This window comes from Okeania sp. SIO2F5 (assembly GCF_010692685.1).
GTDB classification, from domain to species: domain Bacteria; phylum Cyanobacteriota; class Cyanobacteriia; order Cyanobacteriales; family Microcoleaceae; genus Okeania; species Okeania hirsuta.
In genome coordinates this window covers 1-23099 of record NZ_JAAHGU010000117.1, presented here as the reverse complement: position 1 = coordinate 23099, position 23099 = coordinate 1, and the positions used below count along the sequence as shown (strand labels likewise).

The 23099-nt window shown below is 40.2% G+C and carries 17 protein-coding genes and 3 pseudogenes; 11 read left to right on the top strand and 9 right to left on the bottom strand.

Translation table 11 applies throughout. The features are described from left to right. Positions 1-137 (top strand): annotated as a pseudogene (locus F6K27_RS25505) (IS1 family transposase); the annotation flags it as partial. Continuing rightward, positions 134-856, top strand: a pseudogene (locus F6K27_RS25500) (PatA/PatG family cyanobactin maturation protease); the annotation flags it as partial. The pseudogenes F6K27_RS25505 and F6K27_RS25500, both read left to right, overlap by 4 nt. Before the next feature lie 239 nt (positions 857-1095). Here F6K27_RS25500 and F6K27_RS25495 read toward each other — a convergent pair. Continuing rightward, positions 1096-2061 (bottom strand): annotated as a pseudogene (locus F6K27_RS25495) (Rpn family recombination-promoting nuclease/putative transposase). A gap of 85 nt (positions 2062-2146) precedes the next feature. Here F6K27_RS25495 and F6K27_RS25490 point away from each other — a divergent pair. Beyond that, positions 2147-2338 (top strand): hypothetical protein, encoded by a 192-nt coding sequence (locus F6K27_RS25490; RefSeq protein ID WP_161564432.1) that lies wholly within the window; start codon positions 2147-2149, stop codon positions 2336-2338. A 209-nt stretch (positions 2339-2547) separates the two neighbouring features. Here F6K27_RS25490 and F6K27_RS25485 read toward each other — a convergent pair whose 3' ends face one another. Beyond that, on the bottom strand, positions 2548-2772 hold the full coding sequence (locus F6K27_RS25485) for a XisI protein (protein WP_287274452.1): 225 nt from the start codon (positions 2770-2772) through the stop codon (positions 2548-2550). Beyond that, positions 2717-2911 (bottom strand): PIN domain-containing protein, encoded by a 195-nt coding sequence (locus F6K27_RS34030; protein ID WP_353736069.1) that lies wholly within the window; start codon positions 2909-2911, stop codon positions 2717-2719. Before F6K27_RS34030 ends, F6K27_RS25485 begins: the two co-directional genes overlap by 56 nt. Positions 2912-3537: 626 nt before the next feature. On the opposite strand from F6K27_RS34030, the gene F6K27_RS25480 reads away from it, so the two are divergent. The 3 genes from F6K27_RS25480 to F6K27_RS25470 are packed head-to-tail and all read left to right on the top strand — an operon-like array spanning position 3538 to position 4532. After that, positions 3538-4065 carry a hypothetical protein gene (locus F6K27_RS25480; protein WP_375339719.1) on the top strand — a complete coding sequence of 176 codons (528 nt, stop codon included), beginning with the start codon at positions 3538-3540 and terminating at the stop codon, positions 4063-4065. A gap of 57 nt (positions 4066-4122) precedes the next feature. Then, a complete protein-coding gene (locus tag F6K27_RS25475; RefSeq protein WP_287274448.1) occupies positions 4123-4299 on the top strand; it encodes a hypothetical protein in 177 nt (58 codons plus the stop codon). Next, positions 4290-4532, top strand: a complete 243-nt coding sequence (locus tag F6K27_RS25470) for a SagB family peptide dehydrogenase (protein WP_287274446.1) — start codon at positions 4290-4292, stop codon at positions 4530-4532. The genes F6K27_RS25475 and F6K27_RS25470 overlap by 10 nt, the downstream gene beginning before the upstream one ends. Positions 4533-5266: 734 nt before the next feature. On the opposite strand, the gene F6K27_RS25465 is transcribed toward F6K27_RS25470, so the two are convergent. Then, entirely contained in the window at positions 5267-7852 is a 2586-nt protein-coding gene (locus F6K27_RS25465) for a CHAT domain-containing protein (protein WP_287274444.1), read from the bottom strand. A 152-nt stretch (positions 7853-8004) separates the two neighbouring features. Next, the gene (locus F6K27_RS25460; protein ID WP_287274442.1) at positions 8005-8403 is read right to left on the bottom strand and encodes a hypothetical protein; all 399 of its coding nucleotides are present in this window, start codon (positions 8401-8403) and stop codon (positions 8005-8007) included. Positions 8404-8661: 258 nt separating this feature from the next. Between F6K27_RS25460 and F6K27_RS25455 the strand changes: the two genes are divergently transcribed. Beyond that, positions 8662-9606 (top strand): hypothetical protein, encoded by a 945-nt coding sequence (locus F6K27_RS25455; RefSeq protein ID WP_287274441.1) that lies wholly within the window; start codon positions 8662-8664, stop codon positions 9604-9606. On the opposite strand, the gene F6K27_RS25450 is transcribed toward F6K27_RS25455, so the two are convergent. Next, entirely contained in the window at positions 9500-13906 is a 4407-nt protein-coding gene (locus F6K27_RS25450) for a ShlB/FhaC/HecB family hemolysin secretion/activation protein (RefSeq protein ID WP_287274439.1), read from the bottom strand. The two genes, F6K27_RS25455 and F6K27_RS25450, sit on opposite strands and share 107 nt — an antisense overlap. Positions 13907-14126: 220 nt before the next feature. Continuing rightward, positions 14127-14288 (bottom strand): hypothetical protein, encoded by a 162-nt coding sequence (locus F6K27_RS25445; protein WP_287274437.1) that lies wholly within the window; start codon positions 14286-14288, stop codon positions 14127-14129. Between the two features lie 474 nt (positions 14289-14762). On the opposite strand from F6K27_RS25445, the gene F6K27_RS25440 reads away from it, so the two are divergent. Both F6K27_RS25440 and F6K27_RS25435 read left to right on the top strand, forming a co-directional pair. Beyond that, positions 14763-16055 (top strand): PQQ-dependent sugar dehydrogenase, encoded by a 1293-nt coding sequence (locus tag F6K27_RS25440; protein ID WP_287274435.1) that lies wholly within the window; start codon positions 14763-14765, stop codon positions 16053-16055. A gap of 604 nt (positions 16056-16659) precedes the next feature. After that, entirely contained in the window at positions 16660-16977 is a 318-nt protein-coding gene (locus F6K27_RS25435; protein ID WP_124142929.1) for a P-II family nitrogen regulator, read from the top strand. Between the two features lie 351 nt (positions 16978-17328). On the opposite strand, the gene F6K27_RS25430 is transcribed toward F6K27_RS25435, so the two are convergent. Together F6K27_RS25430 and F6K27_RS25425 are read right to left on the bottom strand one after the other, a co-directional pair. Next, positions 17329-18414, bottom strand: a complete 1086-nt coding sequence (locus F6K27_RS25430; RefSeq protein WP_287274434.1) for a sodium-dependent bicarbonate transport family permease — start codon at positions 18412-18414, stop codon at positions 17329-17331. A 761-nt stretch (positions 18415-19175) separates the two neighbouring features. Beyond that, positions 19176-20930 (bottom strand): SulP family inorganic anion transporter, encoded by a 1755-nt coding sequence (locus F6K27_RS25425; protein WP_287274431.1) that lies wholly within the window; start codon positions 20928-20930, stop codon positions 19176-19178. 184 nt (positions 20931-21114) lie between these two features. Between F6K27_RS25425 and F6K27_RS25420 the strand changes: the two genes are divergently transcribed. Beyond that, positions 21115-22035 carry a LysR family transcriptional regulator gene (locus F6K27_RS25420; protein WP_124142930.1) on the top strand — a complete coding sequence of 307 codons (921 nt, stop codon included), beginning with the start codon at positions 21115-21117 and terminating at the stop codon, positions 22033-22035. Between the two features lie 261 nt (positions 22036-22296). After that, entirely contained in the window at positions 22297-22497 is a 201-nt protein-coding gene (locus F6K27_RS25415; protein WP_287274429.1) for a hypothetical protein, read from the top strand. The last annotated feature ends 602 nt before the right edge of the window (positions 22498-23099 follow it).

Sequence of the window (23099 nt, the reverse complement as noted above, 5' to 3'; positions counted from 1 at the left end):
GTTTGTACGGGGGCGATCGCTGCGCCGTTACCTTCACAATATTATGGCAGATGATTCAAGGTTGGGCTTGTTTTCTTGATATTACTGACGGGTACAAGGTAAATCCAAGCTTAATCGAGGATTGTGAACCTGTAATCCCTATGATGCTCGTCAGATGGCTGATTATCTGGATGCTAATTTATATGAAGCGAAATCTTTAATCTGGATATTTAGTATAGAATTAACTCCTATTTATGCTCTCAGACCTGTAGGTGCATTTGCCGACGATATTTATGAAACTCTGCAAAATATGTTGGCAGGAGAAGTGGAAGCAGAAGACCATGAAGATTACATCGACAGGGTGAGTATTACGGGGAGATTAACAGACCAAACGGTAAAATTGTTTTCTGGGCAAACCCTACCTCTGGTCAAAATCAACAGTCCCAGGGGAATGTATGGTTGGACGGTGAATACTCTGATAGATAGTGCCTTGGAGTCAGTCAGTGCCGAACGAGCAGAGGCAGAAGAGGAGGCAATACGGAAATCTCTGAGAAGCTTTTTGGAACGGGTTTATTATGACTTGCGGAATTTGGGGCAAGCAGACCGCGATCGCGCCCTCAACTTTGCAGCAACAAATGCTTTCCAAGCAACGGCGACTATTTCTGAAGCAGTGGCGATCGGCATGGAGTTGCACAGTATAGAGGTAGAGAAGAGTCCCTTCTGTCGTTATAATAGTAACTGTTGGGATGTGAAGTTGAAGTTTTTTAATCCAGACAATACTAGGAGAGCAAAGAAAGTTTATCGTTTTACTATTGATGTGTCTGACTTAATGCCTGTGACTTTGGGTAAGGTGCGGTCTTGGTCTGTGCCTAAATGAAGGCAGGAGGCAGGAGGCAGGAGGCAGAAGTAATTTGTTTGTAGTTTTGCTCTAGCCCTTTTTTATCTATCGGGCCATAGCAAAACTAGGAGCGTAATTATAACAGGAGGCAGAAAGTAGCGATCGCTCCCAATTAAGTCAAAATTCAAAAGTGACAAAAATTGAAGTCTTGAATCTCCTCCTGCCTTCTGCCTCCTGCCCCCTGCCTCCTAACCCTCCTACCTTCTGCTTTTTGTTTGTTAATTAGCGAACCAGTTTTCCAAATCTATGATGGTTGCTAAATCAAAAATTTCTTCTCCTAAAATATCTAATTTTTCCATAGATAACTGCTCTATCTGAGTTTTAACTTCTGGAGCTATTTCTCCAAACTTTCTGCGAATTTGACGTAAAATTTGTTTCACTATTTGCTCCCGTTCAATTTCCATTCCAATACCAATTCCTTCTTCCCGTCCAATACCAATTCCTTCTTCCCGTCCAATACCAATTCCTTCCTTTATCGCCAAACTAATTTTTCCTTTCTTATCTCTAATCAACATTTCCTGTTTCTCTAATTCCTCTAATTCTTCATTGTTTAAATTTGCTTTATTCGCTATATTTAATGCCGCCTCTATTTCTGATACTTCTCCTAATGAAGAGGGTATTACTTCTAAATTTGGCGCTGATTTAATAAAATATATCCATTTATCACTGAGGGTTTCTAATTCTGATAATTCTTTGTTAAATTTCGGTAATTCTAAAAACATTAAAGTTAATTCATCTTGATAATTAAACAATCCTGTCTCTTCTTTAAATTTAAACTTAGTAATCATTTTATCCGTTTTTTCATTTTCAAATAAAACAAAATCGGTAATTTTTAAAGCGATAAAAGGGGTTAACATCATATAACCTTGACCTACATCTAATTGATTTCCATAAGCTTTAGCTAGGTTATAAATTACTCGTTTTTCAAAACCTTCTACATTCAATACTTGCATTTCAATGATGACTGTATAACCATTATATAAAAGTGTTTTTACATCAAACTAAGTCTCTTTAATAGTGTTAGTAACTCCAGGGTTATAGGGGTTAATTATTTTGAGAGATTGAATAATATTTTGATTGTCATAAACTATGGCATTGAGAAAGCTAATGAGAATATTTTGACTGTGAATAGAACCAAATATTTTTTTAAAAGCAAAGTCAGTTTTGGGGCTGATAAACTTCATTGTTTTTACTACTTACTTTATTTTTGTGTTGATTATATAACAATTTCTGTGATGGTGAGGTACAAAATTAGTTGGTTTTAATGAAGTGATTTTTACGAAGAAGGCAGGGGGCAGAAGGCAGGAGGCAGAAGGCAGTAAGCAGGAGCTAGAAAGGCAAAAGTTAAAAGTAAGAAGAGGGCGATCGCTCTCAATTAATTCAAAAGGCAAAAGTCAAAAGTTAAAAGTAACAAAAGCCGAAAATTTTGCAACAGTAGGGGCGGTTTCCATCTTAAATTAATCGTTCTCAACCAAAACGCCCCCATCTCACAGTAATAAATAAGCGATCGCTCCATTTCAAGTCAAAAGGCATGCATTCAAAAGTCAAAAGTCAAAAGTAACAATGGTAGAACTACATTGAAGTCTTGAATCTCCTCCTGCCTCCTGCCTCCTGCCCTCTGCCTTCAAAGAGAAGTCTTGAATCTCCTCCTGCCTCCTGCCTTCTTCAATTTAACTTCTGACTTCAGCTATAACCATCCCCAAGTTTGTAAATTTACGCATATAAGGCGACCTGTATCCTAGTACAATATCAGACTTAGGCACCCCCGCTTCAATTAACTCCCTAGCTATTCCTACTTCAGTTCCATCTCGTTGAACCCAAATTTTCCCTGACCTAATCTCAATATGAATAACACATCCAAAAACTCGTCTTTCTCCACGCCAAAAGCAAGCCATCTAATTCTATAGTTAGAGCTATATGAGGAGTATCAGTTTCATCAATATCCTGACACAACTGATATGCTGTTACTAAATTTTCAGCTAAAATCAAGTCTTCTTTATAGAGATTAATATGTTTGAGCAGTATCTGATAAATCTTAATAATTTCCTCTTCAGTTAATTGACTAGCTTTTAGTATTTTTTCCTTACGCTTAAATAATTATACTAGCACTTGCTCGCAGATAAAAAAGTCATAATTTGAACTTAGTAGTATAGCAATGTGCGCTGGCATATTTACAAATTACAAGAACTGTCCAATAGCTAAAAGCCTTATATTATGGTTTTTTTATTCCCCCAGATGAGCTGTTGCCAGATGAGCTGTTGCCTGCGCACAGCGCTATAACTAACTAAAACTGGATTTTTCTTTGAGCAATGTTGAAAATAAAATATTTGTATCAACTATAATAGGTACTTTTTTTTGATCACAGTTTATGGATTAAAAAGTTTAGATTTAACTTTCGACCAAACAGCAGAGTCAATTTCATTGGCTAATTCAGAAGCTACTTCTTCAGTGAACTGACTGCCCTGACTTATTGCCTCTAATTCCAGATTAGGCAGAAATTAATAAACATCGGTTGCGTTTGCCATTCCGTTTTCCCCCTGGCAACAGCTATCCCAATAGTAGAAAAAAATTATCGCTTCGAGTCTCCAGAAATTTAACAACTACAAGGAAAATTCACCTTATCCCGTTTTGCCTATTTACATCAAAACCAAGGAGAAACAATTATAGAATGTCCCCTTTCTCAAAGTAAAATAGTTGCATTAGACTGGCGATGTGCTGCTTTGCTTGCTAAATTGTCCCAACCACAAACCGCTAGCAGTTTGAGTACAGATATTCCCGATATTACGGAAGAAATTGCCCAAAAATTTCTAGCTCTGTTAATGGCAACTCAAATGTTATCACCAGAAACGGAACCCACCCCCCTCATGTATTGGGAATTTCACGACTTGCTATTTCACAGTCGCTCTCGACTTGGAAGACATAATAACCCTTCTGGTGGTACAATGCGATTTTTTGGTAAAACTGAACACTTACCCATTGTTAAACCACCAATGAGTGACAAGGTAATTAAATTGGTGCAACCCAATTTAGAATATTTGAGTCAAATTGACATTCCGTTGACAAAAGCATTAGAGTTACGCCAGTCTATTCGGGAGTACGACGAGAAACCAATAAGGGTGCAACAATTGGAAAAACTTTTGTATTGTTGCGCCAGAATTAAGAAAATAGAGACGGTGGAAACCGAATAATTTGGTACTTTCCATTTAAACTATCGTCCTTATCCTTGTGGCGGTGCAATTTATGAATTGGAAATTTATCCAGTAGTTAACCGTTGTCAAGGGTTGGAAGCAGGAGTCTATCACTATCAACCTTTGGAGCATTGTCTGTATCAAATTTCCGATTGGAATTCAGATGTGGAGGAGTTGATAGAGGATGCTTACACATCTAGTGGCAACAAGACAAACCTCAAGTTTTGTTGGTAATAACAGCTAGGTTTGGACGACTATTTTGGAAATATGAATCAATTGCTTATGCTTTGATATTAAAGCACGTTGGTGTGTTGTATCAAACCTTTTATTTGATGGCAACGGGAATGCACTTAGCTCCCTGTGCTTTGGGGATTGGAGATTCAGATAATTTTGCTAAGATCACAGGATTAGATTATTATGAAGAGTCTTCCGTTGGGGAGTTTCTTTTAGGTTCGCTGAGAAGCTAGTGCCGCTAGGTGGAAGTTAAAAGTCAAAAGTTAAAAGTATTAGACATCTTCATAAAAGAGGGAGTAGGGGGAAATAATTGATAATTTCTGTGCGGTAATTGATTTTATTTTTTAAGTGGTAGTGCATTGTAATGGTAGTGCATTGCATTATTTTTATTATGAGGTATGGCAGTGGGAGCATCTTGCTCCCGTGCCAAGCATCCCTTGTTCCTTGTATACCATTACTATGCAGGACTACCATTTTTTATTATTGGAGATGTCTATTGATTTGTAATTGTTTTAGGATTTTGTAACTGCTCAGTTATTTCCGCTAAAAAATGATCAAAAAACAGTGATAAAAAAGGTTAGATGAAATTATACTATCAGGACTTACGCACGGACACTAAATCGAGTGAGGGCGAATGCCATTTGCTAATGCAAAGCTCCGCTAACGCCTCTACATATGGCGTTTTCAAGGTGAATTTGCCTAAGTCCTGTGATATAAATCTTCCCTCTTAGCGAATAATTAATAATTAATAATTAATAATTAAATAATTCTGGTTTAAAGCCTCCCATTGATCGGGGAAAAAGCGGTCGAGGGATGGCGAGGTCTCCTCGCCATATCCATGAGACCAAGAGAAAAGAAAATATTCCTTATATTCAATTCCGTAACGGTTTTAACCAGAGGTAATTATCAATTATCCATTATCCATTAATGAACTCTTCCTTCTTCCCTCTTCCTTCTTCCTTAACAACTATAACCAATTACCAACAAGAATAAATGATGACCAATAATAGGGTTTATCGTAATCTGCATTTAATTCTATTTCTCCTTTGATAAATTTCATTTGAACTTGACGCAGTGCTTCCGCTTTTCTGAGTTGTGAACTACCAGACTGCAATAATTGTTGATAAAACTGTTTCATTAATTCTGCTGTAGAGGCATCATTAACATTCCATAAACTCCCTAAAACACTACGAGCGCCTGCCCGAATGGAAACTCCGGCTAAACCCAATGCTGCTCGCGTATCTCCCAATGCAGTCTGACAAGCACTTAAAATTAATAATTCGATCGATCGCCCTGATCGTGTGAAATTATTAGTCTGAAGCAATCGGTCTAAATCTCGAACATTAATACGTTCGTCCCATCCTAAAATGAAGGTATCATCTGGATTAGAACTAAACTGTCCGTGAGTTGCAATATGGATGATGTTAAAAGGTTCAGAGTTAATCTGAGCTTGAATGTTAGTTTTCGTGAATTTTTCGTCTGCTAATTTCTCGGATTTTGGTACAGTTTTTTCAATAGCTTCCAGTTCTTGTTGAATATTGGGTAGTGGACTAAAACCTTCCAATTCATAACTAGGTGCTTTTTGACTTGTTCCGGCAGTTAATACTCGTACTTGCTCTTTTAATAAGGGGTTGGGATTGACTAATTGTAAACCCGGTACTACTGCAATTGCATATCTTTCCACGAGATAACGTTCGCGATCACTATCATATAATACAGACATGGGAATATTTCTGAGTAACCCATCCAAAACAAAAACTAGGGTTTTAATTTTACTGTTATCGCGTTCTAAATCTATTTCCAAATCTGTTTCAAAGGGTTTGATTAACCACTGATAAAGTTGATTAGATGGTAATTTAACTTTGTTGATTCCTCTTATAGTTTTAATGTAAACTCTAAGATTAAATAAGGTTTCCTGAAATTGTGCTGCAAAGTTTTGATCGCTTACTGAAGCATAACGAAAGTTGTCAGTTCCCGGCATTTTGAGAATAACACTTAATTGATTATCTAACAATATTGGATAAATAACCGCTGCATTTTTATCAATTTCATCGATATTAATATCCTCAGTATTGACACAAGCATTTTGGAAAAAATTATCTAATTCTGCTAATTGTAGAGATTCAATTACCTTCTGAGCTGCTTTTATATTAGAAAATTTTGGTTGAGTTGAACCAAATTCAGGCTGAAGTAATAATGCTACAAGTTTTCTGTATAAAGGTTCAATATTTGCCCGAAAATCAAACTGAATATCTCTATTTAAAGCTACCAAGTTGCGTCGTAAAACTTGCAGGGTATTAAAAGCAGATTTGTAAGCTAAAAGTGCTTCTGAGGAATTTCCTTGTTGAATAAAAATATCTCCCAATTGTTCTTGGAGTTGATAAGCAATATCTGAAGCAGAGATTTTTTGAGCGATCGCCAAGGCTTGATTTGTCAAATTAAGTGCATTCTCTAGTTTTCCCATGTTTTGATGCAATTTTCCTTGAATTCCAATGGCATAAGCTTCTAAACGAGAATCATGAATAATTTTTGCTTGTTGAATTGCTTGATTGAGGAATTGTTCATTAATAGTATTTGGTAAAGTTAATTCGGCAAAATTATTCTGTAGTTGAGCTAAACTTAATTTGGCGTTTATTTGCTCAAAATTAATCAATATTTCGGCTAATTTAATTATTGCTTTAATTGAATTAGGAGAGGGATTAATTTTATTTAAATTTTGAATAATTTGAGGTAAAGTATCAATCTGAAATTGCACATGAGGTTGCAGCCAATTATCACCTGAATTATTCTGCCATTGTTGGTTTAATTCAAGTAACAGACTAAGATGATTAATAGTTGCCTGAATTTTAATTAATTCCTCATCAGAAACAGTCACTGCTTTTTCATAATAAGATAAACCTTGGATTATAGTTTGTCTTTCTGCTTTTTCTCTGAGCTTAAAATTAGCAATTCCTTGAGCTTGAGAAAGAATTGTATTTCCTAAATTTAACAATAATTGACCTTCGATATTTTGAGAATTTACCAATGGAAAACTAGCTTCTAAAACCCTTTGAGATAAAGCCAATTTTCCCAATACACGCAATCCATTTCCCAAACTTTGTAGCCCTTGAAAATTGAGATTAGTATTTGATGTATTAAATCTTGACAAAACAGTTTGTAAGTCATTTTCCGTCAAGCGTTCACAGTGTAAATCATTGCCAAATGCTTGTAGCACAGTATCACAAGAACGTCTATAAAATCCCAAACTTGTTAATGCTTGAGCTTGATTAACTTGACTTCTAATTTCGCCAATATGATCGTTATTTTTCCGATAAATAACTTCTGCTTGTTGCCAAACTTCCAATGCAGCTTCCGCCCTTCCCTGCTCTAACAATTGGACTCCTTGCTGGATTAAACTAGAAGGAGAAGATTGTGCTAAAATGGGAGATAAAAAATTAATTCCCAGACTGATACAAAAACCAAATAGAGCGATCGCTATCCACTGTAATATCCCGATCTTTAGCCTATTTTTGTTACTAATAAATTGATAAATTTTTTTGAATAGATTCTGCATATTGATTAAATTTCCTCAAAAATAATCCCTACAGTATTTGTATGAGGCCAATGATGGCCACAATTATTACACCAATATTCACGGTATAGCACTTCTCTAATTTATGTCGATGCAAAAATACCGACCACATTGCTGCGATCGGCTACCTGAGTTTATTCTTCTTCTGTTGTTGCTTCTTCTGGAAGCTTTTCGACCTGTTCCAATAGGCGGCTGATTTCCTTCTCTAGTGCTGCTGACTTTTCTAAAAAACTAGCTTTCTTATTTTTATGATCTGCTAGTCTTTTTTCTAATCTTTCGCCATCATCGTCCATATAACTCAAAGCTTCGTCTATTACTTCCCGGAACAGGCCAAGAATTCCCCCAATAATCCAACGGATTCCAGTTTGTCCCATGCTTTTATCCACTTCTCTAGTAGTTCTCCTTGACTGGTGTTCAAAGCTTCTGCTATCTGTTTCAACCTTTGCCGAGATTCTGGCGTTATCGTCAAGTTGATTCGTTCTTTTCTCACTCCGTGAATTGGATGTCTTGCCATGTCCTTCTAAAGTATCCATTGTTTCTGTATAGAAAGATTCTAACTAAACTCTTGACAACTATTGTATACAGAAGTTATTGTAAAGTTATATTTATACAGAAATAATTTCCAGGAGGTGACGCCCAACGAAGCAGTTCAAACAGTTAAAACCTAGTCCTTAAGCGACATCAGCATACTTATTCTTAGTGACTATCTATTGGATATCTTTCGGGGTGGGGTTTGATCTCCTTACTTCACCCCTTACTTACTAACCTTACTTTTTCTTACTTTCTTACTTATGATTGGAAATTTATATAACCACGGATTCGAGATACCTTTTAATGACCCAGAACTTCCTCAATGGGCAGATGGCCATCTAGATAAATTTTGCGATTTGTTTTGGGACAACACCTGGAAAAATGGCGATTATGCGATCGCCTCTCTGGAAATAGATATGCTGGCCGACAGATATGCCTATATCAAAGAAGGCATGGCTTTGAGAGCTTTTCAAATTTATAAGCTTTATGAAAATTTAGGATTTAAAACCTTCAAACAATATTGCGTAAAAGGTTTGAAAAAATCGGTCTATTACGTCAAACAAGTCATTAAAGCGGCTCAAACATCTTGGAACTTGATATTGCAAGGATTCACCGAGCTGCCAGACAACGTATCTCAAGCTACAAGATTAGCCACTTCTGTTAGTCAAGTCAGTGAGGAGGCTGATGAAACGATGAGTTGTTGGCAAGAAGTGCTGGATAAAGCAAAACATCAATCCAAACCTATTACAGCTAATTACATAGAAACTACTATTACCGGGGAAACAACACCTCTTTTAGCCACAGCAAAAATACCCAGGGATGTCTGGGACAAATTAAGAGCTTTAGCCAAACAACAGGGAGTCAAGCCGGAAAAATTACTTGAAGAGATAATAGGAAATTATTTGCACCCAAAACAAGAACCTGACCCAGAAACAGAAACAGTAAACGAGCCAGAATCTAAAAGCAATCAAAAAGGTCCTACGTCAAAAACACCTGATATTCAAGCCTGGGAAAAAGATTTACAGGATTTAGTCCAGGAACGTTTTACTAATGAGCCTAATTATCAGACAACCGCAGACAATTCCACATTCACCAAAGTCAATAAGGAGAAGAAGAAACAGAAAAATAAAACCCATCCTCCTGAGCAGTACGATCGCGTGAGTCCACATCCACCAAAGGAATTCCATAATCCAACCGCATATTAATCCTATCCCATAACTTAACCTGTAACCCTACCCCCACTGCTGCCAAAGCATTGGTCCCTGATACCTCCTCGCCATCACTATTCCAGGCCACCCCACCATCAATAAATGGTACTACCTGAAATAACCTATTCTTCCCTGAAACCCAGGGCACTGGCAACCTTAACTCCACCGTACCCAAGACCCCATTATCAGTCAAACGAGTATCTTGACGATAACCCCTGACACTCCTGTATCCTCCTAAACCAAACCTTTCTAACGGCACCAACTCTGATGGCGATAACTGCACATCTCCTCCCACTACTAATAAAGTATCTGTTGCTAACTCACGCACCCATTGTCCCTGACCACGCCAATAAAAAAACCGACTATCTGGTTCATCACTATTCACCGTCGCATCTAATATCCCCAACCCAATATTAAACTGGGAATTCAGCGCCAAAACCTGATTATCTCCTCGTAATTGATAATCTTGGAAAAATTGCAATATTGACAGTTTAGTCTCACCATCATCATTAGCACCTGCTGATAATGGAAAGTTTTCTCCTAAAACTGATGTTTGACTATCTCGCCTGGTTGCACCTACCCCCACACTAAATTCTTGCCTTGGTGTTTGTATTATTGGTTGACGAAAAGTTAATTCGTAGGTGTGAGAATTTGACTGAATATCTAGTCTTTCAAAAGGTGATTCTATGACTTCATTATCCTGATAGCGGTAAAACATTTCTATGCGACCATTGCGAGAATTTACAGGAATTGCATAAGATAATTCTACTAGATCGCTGCCATCGGTGTTGGTATAGAGAGTATTGAAACTGTCACCCATACCTGTGAGGTTGCCATGACCTACTTCTATTCCCCGCCGAAAAGTTCCGACACTTGGTACTCTCCCGTTATTAGTAATAGCTGCTATTTGCCAGGGGTTAGCGGTGACGACTTCTACTGCTAATACACTTGTATCTGGTCTAACTCCTGCTGAAAGTTCCGCTGAGATATTGTCAATTAACGGGTCTAGTTGTAATAATTGTAAAGCTGATAGCAGTTTGTCTTGATTAATGGGAGCTATTGTTGCTTTTTCTAAGCGACTTTTGATATAATTTTCATTTAATCTGCCTTCGATATTAATGTCAATTTCATCAATTTTTCCTTCTACTACTTGGATAGTGACTGTGCCGTTTTCAGTAATGGTTTGAGGAGGAATAAAAGCACCTGATGTGATATAGTTATTTTTGGTGTAATATTCTGTAATGGCAGTGCGAGCTGCTATGAGTTGGTTGAAGGCGATCGCTTTATTGAGGTATGGTGTGAGTTGTTGTTGTAATTCTTCGTTGCTAAATTTTGTATTGCCTTGAAAGTTGAATTGTTGAATAGTTACCTGTAGAGGTTGAGAATTAGGAGATGGAATTATGTCTGTAGTGCTAGCAAGTAGATAGGGTTGAAGTTGTTGAGAATCTAGTTTTTCACAGTTGGGAGGAGTTAACCAGGGGCGAACAGGTATAGCAGTATCTGGGTTGACGATGAGTTGGATGCCGTTTGGTGTGGATACCCATCCTTGTGCTTCGATAAATTCTGGCTCTGATGGGGTGACAAATTTTTCAGAGGTAGCAGGAGTTTCTTCTTGGGATATGTTATAGGGAGTGAGAAAATCTCTGGGAGTAGGGGGTAAACCTCCCTTACCTGTAATGGTGAATTCACTGCCTTCTCCTCGTTGACATGGGTTTTGGTCTATGAGAGCTGAGATGTCTTCGATGGTGTCGTCAAATTGTACGAGTCCGTCACTGGGGTCTACCTCTGGAGTGTTGAGGTTGACTTCCCCACTGAATGATGCTCCTAGTTCTGAGGTGGCGGTGATGTCGCTTTGGTTTGTTTGTTGGGGGCGGAATTCTGTGCCGAATATGCCTGCTGCGGTGATGTTTATGGTGCCGCCGAAGGCTTGTTGGGCGTTGGCAGAGATGTCGCTATTTTCTAGGGCGACTAGGTTTTCGGTGTTGATAGTGATGTTGCCTCCGGTGGCTGACCCGGTGGCGTTGGTGGTGATGTTGCTGTGGTGACGGAGGATGAGGTCTTTGTTGTTGTTGTTGATGGTGATGCTGCCTTGGCCTGCTGTGGTTTCAGCATTGATACTAGCTTGGTTTTCGATGAGGATGTTGTTGCTGTTGATCTCTAGGTTCCCTGCTGGTTGTTGGGTGGCGGAGCTGACTGTGATTTCGGCTTGGTTGCGGAGATTGAGGGTTTCGGTGTGGATGGTTAGTGTTCCTCCTCTTCCTGTTCCTTCATCTGTTGCTTCTGCGGTTAAGCCACTTAGCCATATACCATTGGGAGATTTTCCTATTATTTCTGTGTTTTTAGTAGAGATGGTTATATTGCCTGCATCTCCCCCACCTCTGCTGCGGGCGTTGATCTGCGCTCCATCTTGAAGTCGTAATTTTTTTGTATTGACTGTGATACTTCCTCCATTTCCTAATGCTCCTTCTTGTACTGTGGCAATTAAACCACTGGGAAATTCTTCATTAGCAAAAGTGCCTATCAGTTCTATGTCTTGAGCAGAGATAGTTATATTGCCTGCATTTCCCTCCCCTCTTGTGCCAGTCGCGATCTGTGCTCCATCTTGTACTCGTAAATTTTTTGTTTGGAGCCTCACATTTCCTCCATTGCCTGCCACTTCATCTCTAACTCTCGCAAATAAGCCACTGGGAAATTCATTATTCTCAGAAGTTCCAATAAGTTCGATATCAGTAGCAGAGATGATTAAATCTCCTGCATTTCCCTGACTCCCAGTAGAAGTGTTGATCTGCGCTCCGTCTTGTACTCGTAAACTTTTTGTTTGGAGTATCAAATTTCCTCCATTTCCCAACTCTGTTGTTTCTGTGAATGCTACTGTCCCATTAAACAAGCCACTAATAGATTCATCATCAGGAGACATCCCAATGATTTCTACATGATCAGCAGAAATTATTAAATCCCCTCCATTTCCTTTCCCAAACGTATTGACAGCAATTTGCGCTCCATCTCGTACGCGTAATTTTTTTGTTTGGAGTCTTAAATTTCCTCCATCTCCTTCACCTAATATCTCCACAAAAGTATTTAAAGCAGTAACACGCCCAAATTGATCGGCAAAAGTTCCAATGAGTTCGACATCAGTAGCAGAGATAGTTAAATCTCCTCCATTACCCTGACCTAATGTAGTGGTACGGATTTCTCCCAGTTCTCTTAAAAGAAGGCTTTTAGTCTGCACTATCAAGTTACCACCTCTACCTGTTGCCCCCGGAGCTACTTCTGCCACAATACCACTGATAATCTGACCATCAGGAGTTGTTCCCTCTACCTCTATTGAATCAGAAGCTCTAATAATTGATGTACTTCCATCCTCTGATTCCAAAGTCTTCCCTAAAATTATGGAACCATCTCGTACTTTAATTACCCGACCTTGAATTTGAGTGTCTCCCGCTCCTGCTCCACTCACATCTATAGAGCTAGCTTGAGACAGTTGAATATTTCTGAATACAGATATTTCACCATAGTTAAGGGTAGAAGAATTAGTGACTTCCACCACCCCACTCTGAACACTGCCTAGTTGGATGTGTCCTCCTTCTGCAGTCAAGTTCCCTCCTTCCAGGGAGATATCTCCTCCAATCAAAGCTAAGGTTTCACCGACTCCAACTTGCAGTCCAATATTGCGATTTTCCCTAACGTAAGAAAAGGTATCTGGATCGAAGGTTAAGTTATGACCTTGCCCCTGAACTTGAATACTTCCAGGATTTTCTGGCAACCTCAACCCAATAGGAAGATTAACTGTTAGTAACGGAGGAACTTGAGGATCTGAAGTGGCAAACTCAAATCCATTTTTAAATAAGATGCTATCAGCAGTAGCTCCATAGAAGGAACCTCCGATGTCTAATTGAGCTTCTGGTCCAAATATTATGCCGTTAGGGTTAATGAAAAATAAGTTAGCATTTCCAAGTACACCCAGGATGCCCAATATGTTCGAGGTGTTGCTTCCTGTAATGCGAGTCAGGATATTTGCTACTCCATCAGGGTTGCGAAAGTAAACTCCTCGTCCCCGTTGAATGTTGAATTCTTGAAAACTGTGGAATAAATTAGCACCACGTTTAGCACCACCATCTATGCGATCGCTCTCTATACCTTTGATATTGGTGTTAGGTGTGACGACTGAGTTTTCTTTTCCTAAGGTACGGTCAGGGATTAGTTGAGCACTCGCTCTGGAGATATAAAAGCTCCAAAAACCTATCAAATAAGTTAAGTAATAGATTATATAGATTTGAAAGTTATCAAAGTTAGGCATTTTTGTATCCCTTGCAAGAATAAAATGGCAACAGTCTTTCTTTTTCGTTTTCTTAACTCTGATAGCTTAATCTATAGTATAGATGGGTGTTAGATAGACTAAGTAATAATTGCAGCTTGACTCTGGGTTAAAGCTGCAATTACAGTGTAAAAAGCTACAAATTTTTACTGAAATTCTATTAACTCCTTAACCCAACGGAAACAAACCACCAGGGGGTAGACTACCCCCCCCCATGGTCTCCAGGGACTCTTCTTCCTCTTCTTTTTCCCCCTACAACTAATTTAAGTTCATCAAGTTGCAACTCAACCAATTGATTTTCATTAGTGTGATTAATTTTATTGTAATTTTTAGACTTGTCTAGTTTTTTAGAATTTTTGGCCATTAATAACTCTCGTGAATTAAGTTCAATGTTGACATTTGATGGGTTAAAACTATTTACTTTCAGCTCCGAAATTAATTAACGGGACTTTAATCAACCCATCCTCTAGAACACATATTTCTGTGTTTTAGTCAGTGATGCAGCCTGGAAAACTTTTTTTTGAATAATTCTATGGGACAAATATCATGAATCTTTTTCATCAAGAAGTGATTTTAACTACTTCTAATGTCCCGGCCGATGTTTATAAGAATTTGATAACACCCAACAGTATAATATCTAGCTCATTTTTCATCTGGCAGTGATTTGAATCACTAACTCTATTGACTTAAATCCGAGATTGTTTGGTTGCTCATATTTTTTTGTGTCTGTCAGTTTTGGGAAGGAATACAGTTTATTTGTTTAATATCCAGTTCGGATAAATACTTATAATTGAGCAGTAGTAAAGATTCTATAGTCATAAAAATGTGGCAGAATAATATGTTTCAAAATAATTTGTTTTCTCAGTCCGACCAAAAAACCTTCGATCTACCCGATCGCCTCATAAAAGCAGGAAGTAAAATAGTATTTCGCACTACTATAGCGATCGCTATATTCGGGACTGTAAGTTGTACCACCAAAGTTAAACTTGATTCATCTACTGCTGCTCAGACTCAGACTGCATCAGTTTCTAATAATCAAACCGACTCTCCTAAAAATGTTGCGACTAATTCAGGTTTGCAGAAAATTACAATGGTAGAAGACCTAGAACATCCTTGGGGTCTGGCCTGGCTTCCTGATGGCACTATGCTAATTACCGAGCGACCAGGGAGATTGCGAATTGTGCGTGATGGATCTCTAGATCCAACTCCGGTTGCAGGACTTCCTGAAATTTTTGCTTCTGGCCAAGGGGGATTAATGGATGTCTCAATTCACCCGCGCTTTACAGAAAATAGCTTGATTTATCTCACTTATTCCCACGGCGATCGCTCGGCAAACCGTACCCGCATTGCACGGGCGAGACTTGAGGATAATACTCTGCGCGATCTGCAAGTAATCTTCGAGGTTTCTCAGACCAAAACTGGCTCGCAACACTTTGGGTCACGCATTATTTGGCTGCCTGACGAAACTCTACTAATGACAATTGGTGATGGTGGCAACCCACCTATTGAGTTTAATGGCGAATTTATCCGCCAACAAGCTCAAAACCGCCGTAGTCATCTGGGCAAAGTTTTAAGGTTAAATGATGATGGATCTGTGCCCTCCGATAATCCTTTTGCAACTTCTACAGATGCTGAACCTGCCGTATGGAGTTACGGACATCGCAATATCCAGGGAATCACCTTTGACCCCACAAGGAATAGAGTCTGGGCAACAGAACATGGTTCTCGAGGTGGCGACGAACTGAATCTTGTTGAGGCCGGAGAAAACTACGGTTGGCCAGCAGTTACTCACAGTCGCGAATATTCTGGAGGACTCATCTCTCCTGAAACATCTCGCCCTGGTATGGTAGACCCTAAAGTAGTGTGGACTCCATCAATAGCGCCCTCTGGTTTAGCTTTCTACAGTGGCGATCGCTTTCCACAGTGGCAAGGTAATTTATTTGCGGGTGGGTTAGTATCGCAAGATATCCATCGTATTGAGCTAGATGAAGCGGGTAATGTTGTCACTCAGGAGTCTATTTCTATAGGTCAGAGAGTGCGGGATGTGCGACAAGGGCCTGATGGACTACTGTATGTTCTAACCGATCGGCCTAACGGACAATTAATTCGGCTTGAACCTGTTGGTGGTTAATGAAGTCAGAAGTCAGAAGTCAGAAGTCAAAAGTTGTTCTTTTAACGGGGATTTGAGCAAGGCTCCATCTTCGTGTCTCCGTGTCTGGTGCGTCTCCGTGTCTATCGAGAATGAAACAGCCCTACCTGCTCCCCTACTCCCCACCCCCAACTATAGAACCCATTTGGGATCTATTTAAAAATGGAAGAGGAGATGGGGGGATGAGGGGATGGGGAGATGGGGAGATGGGGAGATGAGAGTATTTTTCTACCTGCAAGGGAAGCTACCAGATTTGCTATTGGGCGACGCGGGGTCTCATCCGCTTTTTATCCATTCTCGTTCCTGAATTTCCACTGGCTCGCTCAGACTGAGGACGGAAGTCAAAAGCACATACCGCTCTCAAAGATCCCAAATGGGTTCTATAAATCATCAGTGCGTTTCCTCTTGACTGATAGATGGTATAGTGCTAGCATATTCAGTATGGCAAGCGCGCTATTACGTAACGTGTACACGAATGCGATTGTATTGCCTTCGCCAACTCGTATCGGCGCGATAGCGCGTAGTGCTAAAGTTTTCCTGAGTTTCTGTATAGTTCAATGACTACACGCGTTAAGAGGTAATCCACATGACCCAGCAAGCCAGTAAGCTCGTCATCGTCACGGAAAAGTTGCTGCTGAAAAAGATCGCCAAGATCATCGACGAAGCCGGAGCTACCGGTTATACAGTGGTGGACGCTGGCGGTAAAGGCAGTCGCAACGTGCGCTCGTCCGGAGGACCCACCGTTTCCGAAACCTACTCGAATATAAAGATCGAGGTGCTTACCCCCAATCGGGATATGGCGGTGAAGATTTCGGATGAAGTCGCAGCGCAGTTTTTTGACGATTATTCGGGCATCGCCTATATCTGTAGCGTGATGGAGGTACTGCACGCACACAAATTCTGACTCAAAACCCAGTCTGTAAAACTAAAAAAGCCGGGGCATGACCCCGGCTTTTTCATGCCCGCAGGAGGTTGACATCGGCGAAGAAGTCATATCATGTCCGTTAGCATCATTTGCGTATAAAATAAAGGTAAAAATGGCAAAAAAGCTTCTGCCTTCTGCCTTCCTTACTCCAAAATGTAACTATTCAACCAGACATGATATCAGTCAATGCGCGTGATATTTAATCAGCAAGCCCTAGCCTAGAACTACTAGGTCGCGCGACTGTTAAACGGAGACAACACAGAGCTTGAAATAGCCGTCGCATTGGTCGCCAAGCCAGGGTAACATCAGCAAACAGCTACCCTTTTGGGATCAGTTCCCCATCAGCGCCTGGGCAAGCCCCATGAAGAGCGGTATTCCCAAGGCAAGGGCAACCGGCGTGCCGACGGCTGTGGATGAGCCGATGTAGGCAGAGGGATTAGCCGACGGGATACCAGCTCGTAAAGTCGGCGGCCCTGAGATGTCTGAACTGGAGGCGGCGATGACGGCCATAATTACCACACCGCCAAGGCTGAATCCCGTGACGTAGTGGGCAATCATACCGAGGCCGAAGGCTATGAACCCATGCAGCAGCGGCCCCACAAAGGCATATATGGCGTACCATAGCCCTACCTTACGCAGCTCGCCGAGCCTTGCCGTGGCTTCCATACCCATTACCAGCATCAGTATTGAAAGCAGACCGCGGAAGAGGGGATTGAAGAAGCTATCATAGACTCTTTCCGGCTGGGTTAGTATGCCTAGAGCGAGGCCAAGCATCAGTGCCGATAGGGCAGAACCCTGGAGGCTTTCCTTTATGATCGGCCATATCTTGACCCGCTGGCCAGCAGTATCGCGCTTGGGATACCCGCGTGCGGTAATGCCCTGCTTGCTGAGATACTCCTGCTTACTGAGATCCTCGTGTGCGGTATCGCGCTGCTTGCTGAGATAAACGCTGGCCAAGACGATCGCAGTCACGAGGGCTGGGATGTCCATGAAGGGATAGAGTGCGCCGGCCCAGTCTTCGTATAGGATATTTTCCTCTTCCATTAGGCTCAGGGCGGCGGCGAGGGTAGAGCCACTCACGGCACCAAACAAGCCGGCGGTCGCAATGGCATCCACGGTTTTGACGTTCGGCAGCAAGCCCAAGGTGTAGCGCCCGATGAAAACGATCGCGATCCCCGTTGCCATGGCGAACACCGCAGGCAACAGCATCTGCAGCAGATCGGCCTCGCGGATCGCCATGCCGCCACTCAGGCCGACCCTGATGAGCAGCATGAAGACGATGAACTTATAGATCGCATCTGGAATTGCTAGTCGGCTATTGACGGCGGCAACGACCATGCCACCAATCAGAAAGCCAAGTGTCGGGGACTGCAACTTCGCGAGGAAGAGAGTCAAGAAATCGGAAAAAAAATCCATGTTGTAATTCCTCCTTAAATTTTAGATATTATGGGGTGAGGACGGCAGGCAAGCATGACCTCGAACTTAAAATGTGTCCCGATTTGTACTGGCTAGCACAAATTGGAAATACAATGTCAAATGCAAATCATCAGGTTTTCGACAACCAACTTGGGGAAGAACTAGCCAAAGTGTAATCAAGGGCAATCTTTAACATTTTCAGGACTTACGCAAATTGTCTGTTAAACCACCATCTGTAGGGGCACCATTCGGAGCTTTGAGGAGCGCAAATGGTATTTGAAACATTTTTGCTGCTTTCAATACTTGAGACTAGCAAAATAATTTTTAATAAGTAATTACTACGATTATTGTAAGATATACTTTTCAGCGGTTTAGTTATAATCCTAAAATTCTTGATTTTGCAGATATTAGTCAAAGGCTGCAAAAATTACTCTTAATATAGCGAGCGCCATATTCTAAAAAACGGAGTTATGAAATCTTTACCCTGTAAGGAATTTGACGTAGATTGCTATTCGTGACAGCCTAGCTAGTTTTGGCTTAGAGACTGTTTGTAAAGTTGTGTAATATACAATGATTGACCTTTAAACTGTAACAACTTGGTTATTTATCCCAGATTTATAGGCTAAAATACCCAATTTGCCAGGTGCAAAAACACTTCATAATTCTTTACAAACAACCTCTGAGAGTTAATATTAGCTGATTCTGCTTGATCTACAAATCAAATCATTCAAGGAAGTGAAACTGGTGAATTAATTTGTTCATTAAGGATTTTGACCAATTTGCAGATTATCAAAACTGGGTCGAGTTTCGTTAGTTACCTTAGCATTTGTAGAATTAATATTAGCATCAGAAGTAACTAAAGCAACAGCATTGACCAATGCTTGTCTGCGATCCATCAACATATTTTGTGGAGGTACAATCTCTAAAACTCCCAGTTTTTCTAAACGTCGTTTGACGCTGCCTGCAGCACCAACTAAGAATACATGACGACCTGTATCAACAGTTTCCTGAATTGCATTTTCTATTGCTAGAGCAGAAGTCACACCCATGTGAGGTACTTCGCTCAAATCTACAATCAACACTTCATAGTTGTTCAGAAGTGTATGCTGACGAGAGATAGCTTTGGAAACACCGAAAATCATCGGACCACTGAGGTGGAATAATAAAATCCGACCCTCAGCACGGTCTAGTAATTCTTTCTCATCATTGTCTAAGATGATTGCATCATCAGCATCAGTGATAGCTTTCACATCCTCAGATTTAATTTGAGTCAAGCGATCGATAGTGAGAACATTAGCAACAAACACCCCAATACCTACAGCAGCAATTAGGTCAACGAATACAGTTAGACCGATGACACCGTACATAATCATGGCAGATTTCCAAGAAATATTATGGGCACGCTTGAGGAAACCCCAGTCAATAATCTTAATACCCACCTGGAGAGAAATACCTGCCAAAACTGCCATAGGAATTTGTGCAGTTAAACTACCAGCTCCCAAAACCACAATCATTAAAATGAAAGCACGGGTAATACCAGATAAAGCAGAGCGAGCACCTGTATTGATATTAACTACAGTACCCATAGTGGCACCAGCACCAGGAAGACCACCAAACAATCCTGAAGCTAAGTTACCTAAACCTTGACCAATTAATTCTTTGTCGGAGTTGTGTTGAGTCCGAGTCAAACTATCAGCAACCACAGAAGTCAGCAGAGCATCAATACAGCCAAGCATTGCTAACACTGTCGCATCAGCTACCATTAACTGCAATTGATCGGGAGTAAAGTAAGGCAACTGTAAGCTAGGTAGACCAGTAGGAATTTCACCGATGCGACGAATACCAGCATCTGAGAAAAATAAAACAGAAATAACTGTTCCTACTACCAATGCTAATAATGGTGGTGGCACAAATTTCTTGATCTTAGCTGGTACCAAAAAGAGTATAGCTACTGTCAGAGCTGCTAAACCTGTCTCTATAGGATTAATACTTGTTAAAAGGTTAGGTATGTTCTGAATAGTCCCAACTACACCACCCTTGGGGCTAGCTTGTCCGAGAAATGGACCTATTTGCAGGATAATCAGGATTATACCAATGCCTGACATGAAACCAGAAATCACGTTGTAAGGCATCATGGTAATGTATTTACCAAACCGCAATAAACCAAAAATAATTTGGAGTACTCCTGCCATCATTACTACGGTGAAAGCCATTGCCAGACCATTTTCTGGGTTGGTGGTAGTTAAGTGAGCAATCACCGCAGTGGTTACCACGGTCATCGGTCCGGTAGGCTCAGAAATTAGGGTGGGAGTACCACCAAACAGTGCTGCAAACAAACCAACTAATACAGCACCATACAAACCCGCAGCAGGTGCTCCAGCATCGGCGGCACCCGAAGCGACACCAAAGGCGAGTGCCATAGGGAGGGCAATGACAGCAGCAGTCAAACCGCCGAACATATCGCCCTTGATATTCCTAAAATTTATTTTGTTGAAAACTTGTGTAGCAAAAGCCATAAAGATTGATAAGTTTTTCTTTTTTATTTAATTAAGTCAATGATACCCACATTAACCATTGACTATCGTCTATGTCAAGATTATTATTGAAATCAATTGGGAATGCAATACTTGATAGTTTGTAATTGCTTATACCAGTCTTAAGATTTTCTTTATTTTTCTTATCTTTTAGGAGGAAAAGTTCTTGATTCAGGCAACCTTACATCAGTTGAGAGTCTTTCAGACCGTGGCCCTTCACGGTAGTTTTACTAAGGCTGCTGAAGAGTTATTCATTACTCAACCCACTGTCTCTGCTCAGGTAAAGCAACTGGGCCAGGCAGTAGGTATACCTTTGTTTGAGCAAATTGGCAAGCAGCTTTATTTAACAGATGTTGGTAGAGAATTATTTGCCACTTGTCAGGAAGTATTTGAACAGCTCGCTCGCTTTGAAATGACGGTAGCTGATATTAAGGGGACAAAACAAGGGCAATTACGTTTGGCAGTAGTTACAACTGCTAAATATTTTGTACCCAGAATCTTGGGTTATTTCTGCCAAGAGTATCCAGGTGTAGATATTTCTCTGGAGGTGACAAACCACCAAAACATCACTAGACGAATGTTGGAAAACCAAGACGATCTATATATATGTAGTCAACCTCCTGAAGATATACCTCTATGTAGTGAAGCTTTGATGGATAATCCCCTGGTCTTAGTAGCGAACAAAAATCATCCTTTGGCAGGCCAGAGAAATATTCCGATTAAACGTCTCAATAATCAAGCCTTTATTATGCGAGAATCTGGTTCTGGTACTCGCCAGGCGGTGCAAAAATTATTTGCCAAGCACAAAATTTATGTGAAAGTGCGCCTAGAACTTGGTAGTAATGAGGCTATTAAACAAGCGATCGCTGGAGGGTTAGGAATTTCTATTTTGTCAAAGCATACTCTCTACTGCGAAAGTTCTGAGTGGGAACTCACTACCCTAGATGTTCAAAATTTTCCGATTAAGCGACAGTGGTATGTATCCTATCTAGCTGGCAAACAATTATCGGTAGTAGCTCAAACATTCTTGGAATATCTGCACGAACATACTCAGAAAATGGCTGTCACTTCTAGTCTTGTGAGTTAACAAATTTCCCACAAGTGCATACCTGATATATTTGTTGATTGCCGAAAGCTGCCTATATACTAAAACATTTCTGAGTACTGTACAAAAAATTTCAAGGGTACGAAAATTACTATAATTTCTACCAGATACTCTTATTGTTTTATTTACTATTCTGCTATTGTTAGCATAGCTTTAGTCATTGATAAATTCCTCGCAACAGCGATCGCTAAGTTTCTCTATCGCTATAGTTGGAATCAAGCTTTCACCATCTGGTCTTTGTCAATGCCTCAAGTAGCAGCAACTTTAGCGGCAGTATTAACAAGTTTTAGCGTGGAATTAATTTCTGAGTCAGTATTTAATGGCATTATTGTTTCAATGTTGGTAACATCTATCTTAGGACTTATGATGACTACTACAAAAGTATTTCTCTGTTTAAGGTTGATCATCAATCTATGTCAAACATCAACTCCTTCCTTGCTATAAATAATATCAGGACTTACGCACTGACAATAGATATGGGGTTTTGCTCAGTTACGCCACCGTTAACACACCCTACTGGACTGACACAGCTAAAATGGTGCATTAGGGAGTAGGGGAGTAGGGGAGTAGGGGAGAAAGATTGTTGTTGGGTTTATCCTACGGATAAGCTAGCGCTAACATCCCTCAACCCAACCTACATCTATTGCAACACTTAAGATGAAACAGTCTACTACTAATAGTGTTCATGCGTAACTCCTAAATATTATGTTCGCTTAAATACTACAGGACTTATGTAGTACAGCTAATTATAGTGTATAAATTGGTAATTATGCCAGATATATCCACTATAATTAGTGCCGCTCCGTAAGTCCTGTACTAATTATTTACTGGAGTTTAGACTAAATAGTTGAAGATACAATCAAAGAAAGGATTCAAAAAATTTAAACAATCAACAGATTTGAGAAACAAGATTTGAGATTAACGGGACTTTAGTGAAAAAATAGTAAAAAAAAGGGTAGAATATATATGTGATATGTATTTTACGTTAATTACTGGCCGGGGTAAAGTCTGATCAAAGAAACAACTTCAGTGGCCATGCCTCCTTG